Here is a 13,551-nt window from a genome sequence, read left to right as displayed (position 1 = left end):
CTTTCTTTTCACAGATAAACATGATAAAATAAAACATAATAAACAAGAGGAGTGTCACATGACAAAAGCTAACTTTGGTGTTGTTGGTATGGCCGTAATGGGTCGTAACCTTGCCCTAAATATCGAATCTCGTGGTTACACAGTAGCTATTTATAACCGTAGTAAAGAAAAAACAGAAGATGTTGTTGCTTGCCACCCTGAAAAGAACTTTGTGCCAAGCTATGATATCGAAAGTTTTGTAAATTCAATCGAAAAACCACGCCGTATCATGCTTATGGTACAAGCAGGACCTGGTACAGATGCTACGATCCAAGCCCTTCTTCCACACTTGGATAAAGGTGATATCTTGATTGATGGAGGAAATACTTTCTACAAAGATACCATCCGTCGTAATGAAGAATTGGCAAACTCAGGTATCAACTTTATCGGTACTGGGGTTTCTGGTGGTGAAAAAGGAGCCCTTGAAGGTCCTTCTATCATGCCTGGTGGACAAAAAGAAGCTTATGAATTGGTAGCTGACGTTCTTGAAGAAATCTCAGCTAAAGCACCAGAAGATGGCAAACCATGTGTGACTTACATCGGTCCTGATGGAGCTGGTCACTATGTGAAAATGGTTCACAACGGTATCGAGTACGGTGATATGCAATTGATCGCAGAAAGCTATGACTTGATGCAACACTTGCTTGGCCTTTCTGCAGAAGATATGGCTGAAATTTTTACTGAGTGGAACAAGGGTGAATTGGACAGCTACTTGATTGAAATCACAGCTGATATCTTGAGCCGTAAAGACGATGAAGGTCAAGAAGGACCAATCGTAGACTACATCCTTGACGCTGCAGGTAACAAGGGAACTGGTAAATGGACTAGTCAATCAGCTCTTGACCTTGGTGTGCCTTTGTCACTCATTACTGAGTCAGTCTTTGCACGCTACATCTCTACATACAAAGAAGAGCGTGTACATGCTAGCAAGGTCCTTCCAAAACCAGCCGCCTTCAAGTTTGAAGGTGACAAAGCTGAGTTGATTGAAAAGATCCGTCAAGCCCTTTACTTCTCAAAAATCATCTCATACGCACAAGGTTTTGCACAATTGCGTGTAGCTTCTAAAGAAAACAACTGGAACTTACCATTTGCAGACATTGCATCTATCTGGCGCGATGGATGTATCATCCGTTCTCGTTTCTTGCAAAAGATTACAGATGCTTACAACCGTGATGCAGATTTGGCTAACCTTCTTTTGGATGAGTACTTCTTGGATGTCACTGCTAAGTACCAACAATCTGTTCGTGATATCGTAGCTCTTGCTGTTCAAGCTGGAGTACCAGTACCAACATTCTCAGCAGCTATTACTTACTTTGACAGCTATCGTTCAGCTGACCTTCCAGCGAACTTGATTCAAGCACAACGTGACTACTTTGGTGCCCATACATACCAACGTAAAGACAAAGAAGGAACCTTCCACTACTCTTGGTATGACGAAAAATAAGTAGGTCAGCCATGGGGAAACGGATTTTATTACTTGAGAAAGAAAGAAATCTAGCTCATTTTTTAAGTCTGGAACTCCAAAAAGAGCAATACCGAGTTGATCAGGTAGAAGAGGGACAAAAAGCCCTCTCCATGGCTCTTCAGACAGACTATGACTTGATTTTATTGAATGCTCATCTAGGGGATATGACAGCCCAGGATTTTGCAGATAAGTTGAGTCGAACCAAGCCAGCTGCGGTGATCATGGTCTTGGACCATCGAGAAGAATTGCAAGACCAACTTGAAACAATCCAGCGTTTCGCTGTTTCATACATCTATAAACCAATCATTATCGATGATTTGGTCAGTCGTATTTCAGCTATCTTCCGAGGTCGAGATTTCATCGACCAACACTGTAGTCAGATGAAAGTTCCGACAGCTTATCGCAATCTGCGTATGGATGTAGAACATCATACCGTCTATCGTGGCGAGGAGATGATTGCTCTGACACGTCGTGAATATGACCTCTTAGCTACCCTTATGGGAAGTAAGAAGGTTTTAACTCGTGAACAATTGCTGGAAAGTGTTTGGAAGTATGAAAGTGCGACCGAAACCAATATAGTGGACGTTTATATCCGTTATCTACGTAGTAAACTTGACGTAAAAGGTCAAAAGAGCTACATTAAAACCGTGCGTGGTGTTGGTTACACCATGCAAGAATAGAAAAGCAGTTGCAGTTTTGTAACTGCTTTTTTTGAGTCGTTGAAATGTTGACATATGATTTGATTTTTGCTACAATCATTTTGGAGGAAACAAGAATGAAATTTTTGAAAAAAATGATGCAAGCTGGACTAGCAGTATTTTTCTTAAGTCTGTTAGCAACAAGTACAGTATTTGCGGATGATTCGGATTCAGAAGGTTGGAAATTTGTTCAAGAAAATGGTAGAACCTACTACAAGAAGGGTGATATCAAAGAAAAGGCCTGGCGAGTGATTGATGGTAAGTACTATTATTTTGATCCTTTATCTGGAGAGATGGTTGTCGGCTGGCAATATATCCCGTTTCCATCTAAAGGTAGTACAATTGGTCCTTACCCTAATGGTGTGAGATTAGAAGGTTTTCCAAAGTCAGAGTGGTACTACTTCGATCAGAATGGAGTGCTACAAGAGTTTGTTGGTTGGAAAGCATTAGAGATTAAAACTAAAGACAGTGTTGGAAGAAAGTACGGGGAAAAACGTGAAGACAAAGAAGAGAAGCGTTATTACACGAACTATTACTTTAATCAGAATCATTCTTTAGAGACAGGTTGGCTTTATGATCAGTCTAATTGGTATTATCTAGCTAAAACTGAAATTAATGGAGAAAACTTTATTGGTGGTGAAAGACGTGCAGGTTGGATAAATGATGGTTCAGCTTGGTACTACCTCGATCCAACAACTGCTGCAATGCAAACTGGTTGGCAATATCTTGGTAACAAGTGGTACTATCTCCGTTCATCAGGAGCAATGGCGACAGGTTGGTATCTAGATGGTTCAACTTGGTATTACCTAGATTCTCAAAATGGTGATATGAAAACTGGCTGGATTTATGTCGATAATACTTGGTATTACCTCCGTTCGTCAGGAGCTATGGTGACAGGTTGGTTCCAAGCTAATGGTAAATGGTACTATGCCTATAGTTCAGGTGCCTTAGCTGTGAATACTACAGTAGGTGGCTACTACGTTAATTATAATGGCGAGTGGGTACAGTAATGAAAACAAGCGATTGTGAAAGGAAACAATCGCTTTTTTTGTGAAAATATAATAAAATAGAAAGGAATAAAGTTCTAAATTTTATCTAGAAAAAGACGGTTTTCGTCTGATAGTAGGATTAAATGACAAAAGAAGTTGGTGTCGGTCAGGCACATAGTAAAATTATCTTAATCGGAGAGCATGCAGTGGTTTATGGCTACCCAGCCATTTCTTTGCCTCTTTTAGAGGTTGAAGTGACTTGTAGGGTAGTTCCAGCAGCGACACCATGGCGTCTTTTTGAAGAGGACACCTTGTCTATGGCTGTGTATGCTTCTCTCGAGTATCTAAATATCAAAGATGCTTGCATCCGTTGTCAAATTGACTCGGCTATTCCGGAAAAGCGGGGAATGGGGTCTTCAGCAGCCATTAGCATTGCAGCCATTCGAGCGGTATTTGATTATTACCAAGCGGAACTTCCACATGACGTGTTAGAGATTTTGGTCAATCGGGCGGAGATGATTGCCCATATGAATCCTAGTGGTTTGGATGCCAAGACCTGTCTTAGTGACCAACCTATTCGTTTTATCAAGAATGTTGGTTTTGAAGAATTAACCATGGATTTATCAGCTTATCTGGTCATTGCAGATACAGGAGTCTATGGACATACTCGTGAAGCTATCCAAGTCGTGCAGAGCAAGGGCAAGGATGCCTTACCATTCTTGCATGCGCTAGGAGAGTTGACCCAAGAAGCAGAAGAAGCGATAAAAACAAAAGATGCCGTGAAGCTGGGAGAAATTCTAACCAAAGCTCATGGAAATCTAAAAGAAATCGGAGTTAGTAGCCCTGAGGCAGATGCCTTGGTTGAAACTGCTCTCGAACATGGCGCTTTAGGTGCCAAGATGAGTGGTGGTGGTCTAGGAGGCTGCATCATCGCCTTGGTTGCTAATGTCAGTCAAGCACAAGAATTCGCAGAGAGATTAGAAGAGAAAGGAGCTGTTCAGACATGGATCGAAAGCCTGTAACAGTACGTTCCTATGCCAATATCGCTATTATCAAATATTGGGGTAAGAAAAAAGAAAAAGAGATGGTTCCTGCAACTAGCAGTATCTCTCTGACTTTAGAAAATATGTATACGGAGACGACACTTTCACCTTTGCCAGCAGATGCTAGGACAGATGAGTTTTACATCAATGGTCAGTTGCAAAACGAAGCTGAGCATGTCAAAATGAGTAAAATCATTGACCGCTACCGTCCTGAAGGAGCAGGTTTTGTTCGTATCGATACCAAGAATAATATGCCAACAGCGGCAGGTCTTTCTTCAAGTTCCAGTGGCTTATCTGCCCTGGTCAAAGCCTGCAATGCCTATTTCCAATTAGGGCTAGATTGTAAAGAATTAGCTTTGGAAGCTAAGTTCGCATCTGGTTCTTCATCTCGTAGTTTTTATGGACCTTTGGCAGCTTGGGACAAGGATAGTGGAGAAATCTATCCTGTCGAAACTGATTTGAAACTAGCTATGATTATGCTGGTCTTGGAAGACCAGAAAAAACCAATCTCTAGTCGAGATGGCATGAAACTCTGTGTGGAAACTTCGACAACATTTGATGAGTGGATTCGTCAGTCTGAACAAGACTACAAGGATATGCTGGTCTACCTCAAGGAAAACGACTTTGAGAAGGTTGGAGAATTAACAGAGAAAAATGCTCTCGCTATGCATGCTACGACAAAGACTGCAACTCCATCCTTCTCTTACTTGACAGATGCGAGTTATGAGGCTATGGATTTCGTTCGTCAGCTTAGAGAACAAGGAGAAGCTTGCTACTTTACCATGGATGCGGGGCCTAATGTAAAGGTTCTTTGTTTAGAAAAAGACTTGGAACATCTATCAGAACTCTTAGGTCAACGCTATCGCTTAATCGTTTCAAAAACAAAGGATTTGAGCCAAGATGACGATTGTTAAAACTTGTGGGAAGCTCTATTGGGCTGGGGAGTATGCCATTTTAGAACCAGGACAGTTGGCGCTAATAAAGGCTATTCCCATCTATATGACGGCTGAGATTAAAATATCTGATGCTTATCGACTCTACTCAGATATGTTTACTTATAGTGTAGATATGCGATCGGATTCTTCTTATGCCCTGATTCAAGAAACAGTTGCCTTGGTGGAGGAATACCTGACTGTCCAAGGAGTTGAACTACAGCCTTTCTCCCTAGACATTCGTGGGAAAATGGAGCGTGAGGGCAAGAAGTTTGGTCTGGGTTCTAGTGGTAGCGTCGTTGTATTGGTTATCAAGGCCATGCTTGCTTTCTATGATAGACCAGCTGAAAGAGACTTCTTGTTTAAACTGGCGAGTGCAGTCCTTCTCAAACGTGGGGACAATGGTTCCATGGGTGACATTGCCTGTATCGTTTCAGAAAACCTAGTCCTCTATCAGTCATTTGATCGGGAGAAAGTGGCACAATGGCTAGAAAAGGAAGACTTGCCAACTGTATTGGCACGTGATTGGGGCTTTTCTATTTCTAGTGTTGAACCGGCCTTGAAATTTGATTTTCTGGTGGGTTGGACCAAGGAAGTAGCTGTGTCTAGTCATATGGTCAAGCAAATCAAGAATAATATGAACGCTAGCTTTTTGCAGGCTTCAAAAGAAACAGTAAAATCTTTGGTGAAGGGATTGCAGGAAGGGCAAGAAGAAACCATTATTGCCTTGTTAGAACAAGCCAGCCAACTTTTAGAAGGCTTGAGTTCAGATATTTACACACCTTCGCTCAGACAATTAAAAGATGCCAGCAGAAACTTAAAAGCTGTTGCTAAAAGTAGTGGTGCTGGTGGTGGAGACTGTGGGATAGCCCTCAGTTTTGACCAAGATTCGACCACATTACTGAAAAAACGCTGGGCTGATCTTGGGATTGAACTCTTGTATCAAGAAAGGATAGGACATGACGACGAATCGGAAGGATGAGCACATCCGCTATGCCCTTGAACAAAAAAGTTCTTATAATAGTTTTGATGAAGTTGAACTGATTCATTCTTCGCTACCCTTATATGACTTAGATGAAATTGATCTTTCGACAGAATTTGCAGGGCGCAAATGGGACTTTCCTTTTTATATTAACGCCATGACAGGTGGGAGTGACAAGGGCAGAGAAATCAATCAAAAATTGGCTCAGGTGGCTGAGGCCTGTGGGATTTTATTTGTGACAGGTTCTTACAGTGCGGCACTTAAGGATCCATCGGACAATTCTTTTTCAGTCAAAACTAGTCACCCTAACCTTCTACTTGGAACCAATATTGGCTTAGACAAGCCTGTTGAATTGGGGATACAAACGGTCCAAGAGATGAATCCCCTCCTCTTGCAAGTTCATGTCAATGTTATGCAGGAATTACTCATGCCAGAAGGTGAACGTCAATTTAGATTATGGCAAAATAATCTGGCAGACTATGCTGAGCAAATCACAGTTCCTCTTGTTTTAAAAGAAGTCGGTTTTGGCATGGATGTGAAGACTATTGCTAAGGCGTATGAGATGGGGATACGTACGGTTGATTTGTCTGGCCGTGGGGGAACTAGTTTTGCCTATATCGAAAATCGTCGTAGCGGTCAACGGGACTACCTCAATGATTGGGGGCAATCGACCATGCAAACCCTTCTAAATGCCCAGGACTGGAAAGATAAGATGGAGCTTCTGGTAAGTGGAGGAGTGCGCAATCCACTAGATATCATCAAATGCTTGGTCTTTGGAGCAAAAGCAGTTGGGCTATCACGTACCATGTTAGAGTTGGTTGAAAACTACTCGGTGGATGTCGTTATTACTATTGTTGAGAGTTGGAAGGAAGACCTACGCTTGATTATGTGTGCCCTTAATTGTTCAAAAATTGAGGATTTACAAGAGGTCGAATATCTCCTTTATGGAAAATTAAAAGAAGCAAAAGATCAACTATAAGGAGGTCGGGATTTTAGTCCCGATCTTTTTATCATTCCTCAGACTGATGTGACTTTTTGGTTTTGTGATACAATAAAATAGAGAGGACGGATACATGCGAAAATTTCAAATTTTTCTATTTATTGAAGCTTGTTTATTAACAGGAGCTCTGATTATGATGGTATCAGAGCATTTTTCCCGTTTTCTGCTGATCTTGCTCTTGTTTTTACTGCTGATTCGATACTACACTGGAAGACAGGGAAATAACCTTATATTAGTGGCAGTGAGCATCCTATTTTTCTTTATCATCATGCTCAATCCTTTTGTTATTATGGCTATCTTTGTGGCCTTGATATATAGCCTGTTCTTACTTTATCCTATGATGAACCAGGAAAGAGAAGATACCAATCTGATTTTTGAAGAAGTAGTGACGGTGAAGAGGGAGAAAAATCGCTGGTTTGGGAATCTACACCACTTCTCAAGCTACCAGACTTGCCGCTTTGATGATATCAACCTTTTTCGTCTCATGGGGAAAGATACCATTCATCTAGAGCACGTGATTTTGAGCAATCATGATAATGTCATCATCTTGAGAAAACTGGTGGGTACGACTAGAATTATTGTACCAGTAGATGTTGAAGTCAGTCTTAGTGTCAATTCTCTGTATGGAGACTTAACCTTTTTTGACCAGCCTAAACGTGCTTTACGTAATGAGCAATTTCATCAAGAAACCAGAGATTATCTCAAGAGTCCTAAGAGTGTTAAGGTACTTTTGACAACCATGATTGGAGATGTTGAGGTGGTGAGAGGATGAAAAAACAACCCTATATTTTAATTGGTCTCACCTCATTTCTCTTTGTTGCTTTTCTATTTCGAAGCATTTTTAAGATCTTGGATTTGGAGTGGACTTCTCTTTTTCAGGATCTAGAAAAGACAGAAAAAGTCCTTTTTCTAGCCCTGATGTTTAGTCTTGCCCTAGCCTTTTTATTAGTCCTATTCTGGACAATGGTTGACGAAATTTCAAAGAGAAGAATCCAAGCAAATCTCAAACGTCTCCTAGCTGGCAAAGATATTGAAAGTCTGGGAGATGCTGACTTAGACGCAAGTTTTAGAAATTTGTCAGGAAAGCTCGGTTTGTTGACAGAAGCTATTCAAAAAGCGGACAATCAGGCCTTGGTCAAGGAAGAAGAAATTGTTGAAAAGGAGCGCAAGCGAATCGCACGTGACTTGCATGATACGGTCAGCCAAGAAATTTTTGCTGCCCATATGATTTTATCTGGGCTCAGCCAACAAGCTTCTAAATTAGACCGCGAGAAGATGCAAACACAACTCCAAAGTGTGACTGCCATTTTAGAGACAGCTCAAAGAGACTTGCGCATTCTTCTTTTGCATTTACGACCAATTGAACTGGAACAAAAAAGCTTGGTGGAGGGGATTCAGCTACTCCTCAAAGAGCTAGAAGAAAAAAGTGAGCTCAAAGTCAGCTTTAAATATCAGGTATACGAACTACCTAAAAAGATTGAGGAGCATGTCTTCCGAATTGTCCAAGAATTGATTAGTAATACACTTCGGCATGCACAAGCTTCATGTCTAGATGTTTACCTTTATCAAACGGAAACGGAATTACAGTTGAAGGTCGCAGACAATGGGCGTGGTTTTCAGCTAGATGATGTTGATGAATTAAGCTATGGTTTACGCAATATCAAAGAACGAGTGGAAGATATGGCTGGAACTTTACAATTATTAACAGCTCCCAAGCAAGGTTTGGCAGTGGATATCCGCATTCCCTTGCTTGATTTGGATAGATAAGAGGAAGTAAGATGAAACTATTATTGGTAGATGACCACCAAATGGTGCGTCTGGGTTTAAAAAGTTATTTTGAATTACAAGATGATGTAGAGGTTGTAGGAGAAGCAACCAATGGTGCGGAAGGAATTTCCATGGCCTTAGAGCTTCGTCCAGATGTGATTGTCATGGATATTGTCATGCCTGAAGTCAATGGGATTGATGCAACACTTGCTATTCTCAAAGAATGGCAAGAGGCTAAAATCTTGATTGTGACCTCTTACTTAGACAATGAAAAAATCATGCCGGTTTTGAATGCTGGGGCTAGAGGATATATGCTTAAGACTTCGAGCGCAGATGAATTGTTACACGCTGTTCGTAAGGTGGCGGCTGGAGAGCTAGCTATTGAACAAGAGGTGAGTAAGAAGGTAGAATACAACCGTAATCATATTGAACTTCATGAGGACTTGACTGCGCGTGAACGGGATGTCCTTCAACTAATTGCTAAGGGTTATGAAAATCAGCGAATCGCAGATGAATTGTTTATCTCCCTCAAAACTGTAAAAACTCATGTTTCAAACATCCTTGCTAAACTTCAGGTTAGCGACCGCACCCAGGCAGCAGTATATGCCTTTCAGCATCACTTGGTAGGGCATGAGGATTTTTAGATGAATCTTTTGGAGCCAAAGCAAGGTTTATTTTTCAAAAGTCATTCAAAAGATTTACTTTTAGTTAAGAATGTATCTATATAATTCATAAGTACAGAATAAATGGATCAGGAAAACTGGTCTATTTTATTTTGTTTTTACGATTTTTTAATACTTATTCTATTAACAGGCATACAATGTTTCGATTAAAGTTATTAAAGAACTAGGAAGATTATCTAAACGATACATTCTATAACATTCACGTCATATTATAATAAAGTTTTTTGCAATAATGTATCAAGAAATCTTTTGTTTTACAAAAAATAGTTTTGTTATCAAAAAAATCCACAGTTATAGTGGATGAAAATATTCCGACAACAAATAACCAATTCTAAAAGACGATAAAAATATAAAAATAGTTGAAAAATTAATTTGAAATGGTATACTAGTGTATGTAAACAATTACAAATATTTTAAGGAGAATAAAATGAAGTATCATTTTAATGAACGCCAACGCTTTTCTTTACGTAAGTATAGCTTTGGTTTAGCGTCTGTTCTTTTAGGAACTGCCTTCTTTTTGAGTGGGCAAGTCGCTAGCGCTGATGAGACAAATGTTTCAGAAACTTTGTCCCCTTCCGTAGTATCTGCTAGTCCAGATAGTTCAACTAGTACGTCGGAATCTTCAGTGTCAGAAACTTCTGAATCAAAACCTGCAGTAGTTGAAAAACCTGCTGAAGCTTCAGAAACTTCTGAGTCAAATTCTACACTTGTAGATAAAGCTGTTGTAACACCAGAAACAACTGAAAAGCCAAAAGCTGATAAAGAAGAATCAGCTAAGGTATCAAGTGAAGATACGGCAAAAACAACTGAAGGTAAAGCTGAAGTTGCTGAAAAAGATGGTAAGTCTACTGATAAAGCTGAAGTTGCTGAAAAAGATGGTAAATCTACTGATAAAGCTCCAGCTCCAACTGAAGCACGCCGTTCAACACGTACACGTCGAGCTACTTCAGAAAATAAACGTGAAGTATCAAATTGGAGTGAGTTTGTTTCAGCCTTAGAGGATGGAAATGTCAACGAAATCACTGTAAATGGTGATGTCGTTGCTCAAGGTGATAATGGAAACACAGATGGCCGAAATCCTGGTTCTGTAGACCGTAGAACTACCATTAGTGCACCATCACGTCCAGTTACTATCCAAGGTAAAAATGAAAACGCTCGTCTTGAACTTTTGTCACACACTTTGGAGTTGACAGGAGCTAGCTGGGAACTAAACCTCAAAAATCTTAAGATTGCTTCAGCAAACTCTAGAGGTCCAATTGAACTATCAAGAACTAGCGGTTCAAATACTGTCACTTTTGACAACGTAACCAGTGTTGGTTCATCACTTTATGGTGGTGGTGGTAACACAAATGTCGTTATCAAAGGGAATACAACATCAACAGTAAGTGACAGTTACCAAGCAGCAAACGGTCAAACACAATACGTACAACGTAATGTTGGCGCGGTTGGCCGTTCAGATCAACGTCGTGAGTCAAATATTCACGATGCCAAATCTGTAACAGTTGCTGAGGGAGCTAGTTTAACGCTTAATCGCTCTTCTCAAGGGGATGCTATTACTCTTGAAAGTGGAGCTAAAGTCAGTGTAAAAGATAAAGGTAGTCTTACTATCAACATGAACACTGACAACCGAACTGATAATGCTCGCTACCATAATGCTGGTATTTTCATGGCTGATAGTGGTACCGTAGAAACTGGTAAAGGCTCTAAGTTAGTCTTAAATACTAGTATCGGTCAAGGTATTTCAATTGGTATAGACCGTCCAGGGGATGGAGTTAACGATAAGAATCGTTTCGGTGGTTACGGTGCAGGTAACCATGGTCGTAAAAATGGCCCTAGCCGTGTTCTTATTGGTGAAGAAGGTACCTTTGAGTTTAATGGCCGTGATGGGATTATGATGGGTAATAACTCAGAACTTGTCACAGGTCAAAATTCAAAAGTTCGCTTTGAAAATAGAGGACGCGGTGTAGCACTTGATTTCGGTAATGATTCAAGAGTAGCCTTTGGTAAACATTCGACAAATACCTTCCATTCAGATGGTAAAGGTAAGAACGGTGGTGCACCTTCGGGTAGTTACGATGGTTACAACTATATCGGCCTCAATGAAAATGGTAAAATCTTAGTAGATGACTTTGCGACTTTCCGTGTGCAAATGGACAATCGTGGCAACAATGACTGGGATGATGTCATTTCACTTGGTTCTCAGAATGGTACTAAGTCTGAGCCACTTTTCCAAGCTAATAAGGGTTCTATCGTAGATATCCGAGATGATAATACCAACTTCTATGCGGAGTTGATTTCCGTAGCCTTGGGTTCAAGTAAGAATACTGTCTTCCAGTTCAATAACCCACTTTATGTATCCTTCATGAGATATACAAACTCACAAGGTCTTTCAGCAGGGGAAATTACGGGTAAATTACCAGTATCTATTCCTCAAGGGAACAACCCACAGGATATTGGACACGGAAACATCCTTTATATCTCAGATAAAACACAAGCGTCTGGAAACAGAATCGAATTTAACGGTCCAGCTAGTCGGAACGGTGGCTCTACTGTTGGAACTTATACCGTCTATTCTATGAATAAAGATGGTAGAGATCAACAAACTAAAGATAAACAAAGTTCTGTTTGGACTAATATACGGAGCGGTTCAATGTCAATCGCTGGTTTCATAAGTGGAAGAACAGATATTCAACCTGCTAACGCTGCATCTGTTCAAACAGGCTCTTCTTCTGGTGGGGTAAGCGCTACAGATAGAACCTATGGTATTGACCCTGTTGATCATAACCGTCAAAACATTTGGGTTTCAAATGGTACTAAAATCAACCCGACTGGTGTTCATAAAAATATCATCAAATATGTGTACGAAGATGGAACTCCAGTTAAAGAAGATGTTATCCAGTCATCAGAATGGAACCGTACTTTGGATGTCTCAATCGATAAAGAAGGCTTCGAAAATATTTTAAGAAATTCAAGCGTTAGAAATGGTGATGAATTCTTAGCAGCTTATAGTAAAGCGAAGTATCACATTTCTGATGTCGATGGAGATAACATCGCTGATACAGGTTGGAAAGAAGATGGAACAAATTCAGGTACCTATAATTATGGTACTATCGCTTCGCCAAAACTCCAAGGCTATAAAGCAGAAATCAAGTCAAGTAATGTTCCTGGATTAAAAGCTGGGGCTAACGCTGATTCAGTTTCTGTTTCATATGATTCAAGCAATGCACCAGAAACGCTTATTGATGTTCAAGCAGGTAAACGTACCGTTTCAGAAACTTATTGGCGCAATATTGTAGCTAAGTCTGATTTGGGTACATACGAAACAGTTGTTGTTTATAAAAAAGTACAACAAAAAGCTATTGTTAAATACATTGATACAAGTGCTAATAATAAGGAATTAGCAAAAGATGAAGTTGAAGGTACAGCTGGTGAAGCCATTAACTACTCAACTGAAGCTAAGATTACTGATTTTGTTAATAAAGGTTACAAACTTGTAGAAGATGGTTTCACAAACTCAACTGCAGATCAAAAGAAATTTGATGACGACGAAAACATTGATCAAGAATTCGTAGTTAAATTAAAACACGATGTAACTCCAGTTGGACCAAACGATCCACATAATCCAACAGATCCAATCAATCCAAATGATCCAGACAGTCCAAAATACCCTGCGACAGATCAATGGAAGAAAGATGTAACATCAACTGTTCATTATGTGGTATCAGACGGTAAGGCAACTGCCCCAGCTGATAATGTTCAAAATGCACAATGGACACGTACCTTAAATCTTGATAAAGTTACAGGTAAAGTTCTTAACCCTGATGCACCATGGGCATCGAATAAGGATAACTATGATGCAGTTCCAACACCTGGTTTGACAGGCTACTACGCTGATAAAGGAAGTGTTGCTTCTAAGACAGTCACTCAAGAAAATCTTGAAGAAACTGTAACTT

General features: G+C 40.2%; 11 protein-coding genes. All 11 read left to right on the top strand.

Annotated features, from left to right (window positions below; genetic code table 11):
* The first annotated feature begins 58 nt into the window (after positions 1-58).
* On the top strand, positions 59-1,483 hold the full coding sequence (gndA, locus tag ADH31_RS08500) for an NADP-dependent phosphogluconate dehydrogenase (protein WP_049510162.1): 1,425 nt from the start codon (positions 59-61) through the stop codon (positions 1,481-1,483).
* An 11-nt stretch (positions 1,484-1,494) separates the two neighbouring features.
* Positions 1,495-2,184 carry a response regulator transcription factor gene (locus tag ADH31_RS08495; RefSeq protein ID WP_049510160.1) on the top strand — a complete coding sequence of 230 codons (690 nt, stop codon included), beginning with the start codon at positions 1,495-1,497 and terminating at the stop codon, positions 2,182-2,184.
* Between the two features lie 95 nt (positions 2,185-2,279).
* Positions 2,280-3,212 carry a choline-binding protein CbpJ gene (gene cbpJ / locus ADH31_RS08490; RefSeq protein WP_049510186.1) on the top strand — a complete coding sequence of 311 codons (933 nt, stop codon included), beginning with the start codon at positions 2,280-2,282 and terminating at the stop codon, positions 3,210-3,212.
* A 122-nt stretch (positions 3,213-3,334) separates the two neighbouring features.
* The gene (mvk, locus tag ADH31_RS08485) at positions 3,335-4,213 is read left to right on the top strand and encodes a mevalonate kinase (RefSeq protein ID WP_049510157.1); all 879 of its coding nucleotides are present in this window, start codon (positions 3,335-3,337) and stop codon (positions 4,211-4,213) included.
* Positions 4,195-5,148, top strand: a complete 954-nt coding sequence (gene mvaD, locus ADH31_RS08480) for a diphosphomevalonate decarboxylase (RefSeq protein WP_049510155.1) — start codon at positions 4,195-4,197, stop codon at positions 5,146-5,148. Before mvk ends, mvaD begins: the two co-directional genes overlap by 19 nt.
* Entirely contained in the window at positions 5,135-6,148 is a 1,014-nt protein-coding gene (locus ADH31_RS08475) for a phosphomevalonate kinase (RefSeq protein ID WP_049510153.1), read from the top strand. The genes mvaD and ADH31_RS08475 overlap by 14 nt, the downstream gene beginning before the upstream one ends.
* On the top strand, positions 6,126-7,127 hold the full coding sequence (fni, locus tag ADH31_RS08470) for a type 2 isopentenyl-diphosphate Delta-isomerase (RefSeq protein ID WP_049510150.1): 1,002 nt from the start codon (positions 6,126-6,128) through the stop codon (positions 7,125-7,127). The genes ADH31_RS08475 and fni overlap by 23 nt, the downstream gene beginning before the upstream one ends.
* 94 nt (positions 7,128-7,221) lie before the next feature.
* Positions 7,222-7,920 (top strand): cell wall-active antibiotics response protein LiaF, encoded by a 699-nt coding sequence (gene liaF / locus ADH31_RS08465; RefSeq protein ID WP_049510148.1) that lies wholly within the window; start codon positions 7,222-7,224, stop codon positions 7,918-7,920.
* Positions 7,917-8,915: a sensor histidine kinase gene (locus tag ADH31_RS08460; protein ID WP_049510146.1), complete on the top strand. Its 999-nt coding sequence runs from the start codon at positions 7,917-7,919 to the stop codon at positions 8,913-8,915. The genes liaF and ADH31_RS08460 overlap by 4 nt, the downstream gene beginning before the upstream one ends.
* An 11-nt stretch (positions 8,916-8,926) precedes the next feature.
* On the top strand, positions 8,927-9,559 hold the full coding sequence (locus ADH31_RS08455) for a response regulator (RefSeq protein ID WP_049510144.1): 633 nt from the start codon (positions 8,927-8,929) through the stop codon (positions 9,557-9,559).
* Positions 9,560-10,025: 466 nt separating this feature from the next.
* Positions 10,026-13,551, top strand: a 3,526-nt coding sequence (locus tag ADH31_RS08450) for a mucin-binding protein (RefSeq protein ID WP_053092314.1), incomplete at its 3' end; no start/stop codon positions are given.

Origin of the sequence: Streptococcus pseudopneumoniae, assembly GCF_001072375.1 — a bacterium.
GTDB classification, from domain to species: Bacteria; Bacillota; Bacilli; order Lactobacillales; family Streptococcaceae; genus Streptococcus; species Streptococcus pseudopneumoniae_L.
This window is presented reverse-complemented; position numbering and strand designations above follow the sequence as displayed.

Bases quoted from the DNA above. Each gene is read 5' to 3' on its own strand.
- ADH31_RS08475 (WP_049510153.1), top strand. From the start codon at position 5,135: ATGACGATTGTTAAAACTTGTGGGAAGCTCTATTGGGCTGGGGAGTAT.
- ADH31_RS08460 (WP_049510146.1), top strand. From the start codon at position 7,917: ATGAAAAAACAACCCTATATTTTAATTGGTCTCACCTCATTTCTCTTT.
- gndA (WP_049510162.1), top strand. From the start codon at position 59: ATGACAAAAGCTAACTTTGGTGTTGTTGGTATGGCCGTAATGGGTCGT.
- mvk (WP_049510157.1), top strand. From the start codon at position 3,335: ATGACAAAAGAAGTTGGTGTCGGTCAGGCACATAGTAAAATTATCTTA.
- cbpJ (WP_049510186.1), top strand. From the start codon at position 2,280: ATGAAATTTTTGAAAAAAATGATGCAAGCTGGACTAGCAGTATTTTTC.
- liaF (WP_049510148.1), top strand. From the start codon at position 7,222: ATGCGAAAATTTCAAATTTTTCTATTTATTGAAGCTTGTTTATTAACA.
- fni (WP_049510150.1), top strand. From the start codon at position 6,126: ATGACGACGAATCGGAAGGATGAGCACATCCGCTATGCCCTTGAACAA.
- ADH31_RS08495 (WP_049510160.1), top strand. From the start codon at position 1,495: ATGGGGAAACGGATTTTATTACTTGAGAAAGAAAGAAATCTAGCTCAT.
- ADH31_RS08455 (WP_049510144.1), top strand. From the start codon at position 8,927: ATGAAACTATTATTGGTAGATGACCACCAAATGGTGCGTCTGGGTTTA.
- mvaD (WP_049510155.1), top strand. From the start codon at position 4,195: ATGGATCGAAAGCCTGTAACAGTACGTTCCTATGCCAATATCGCTATT.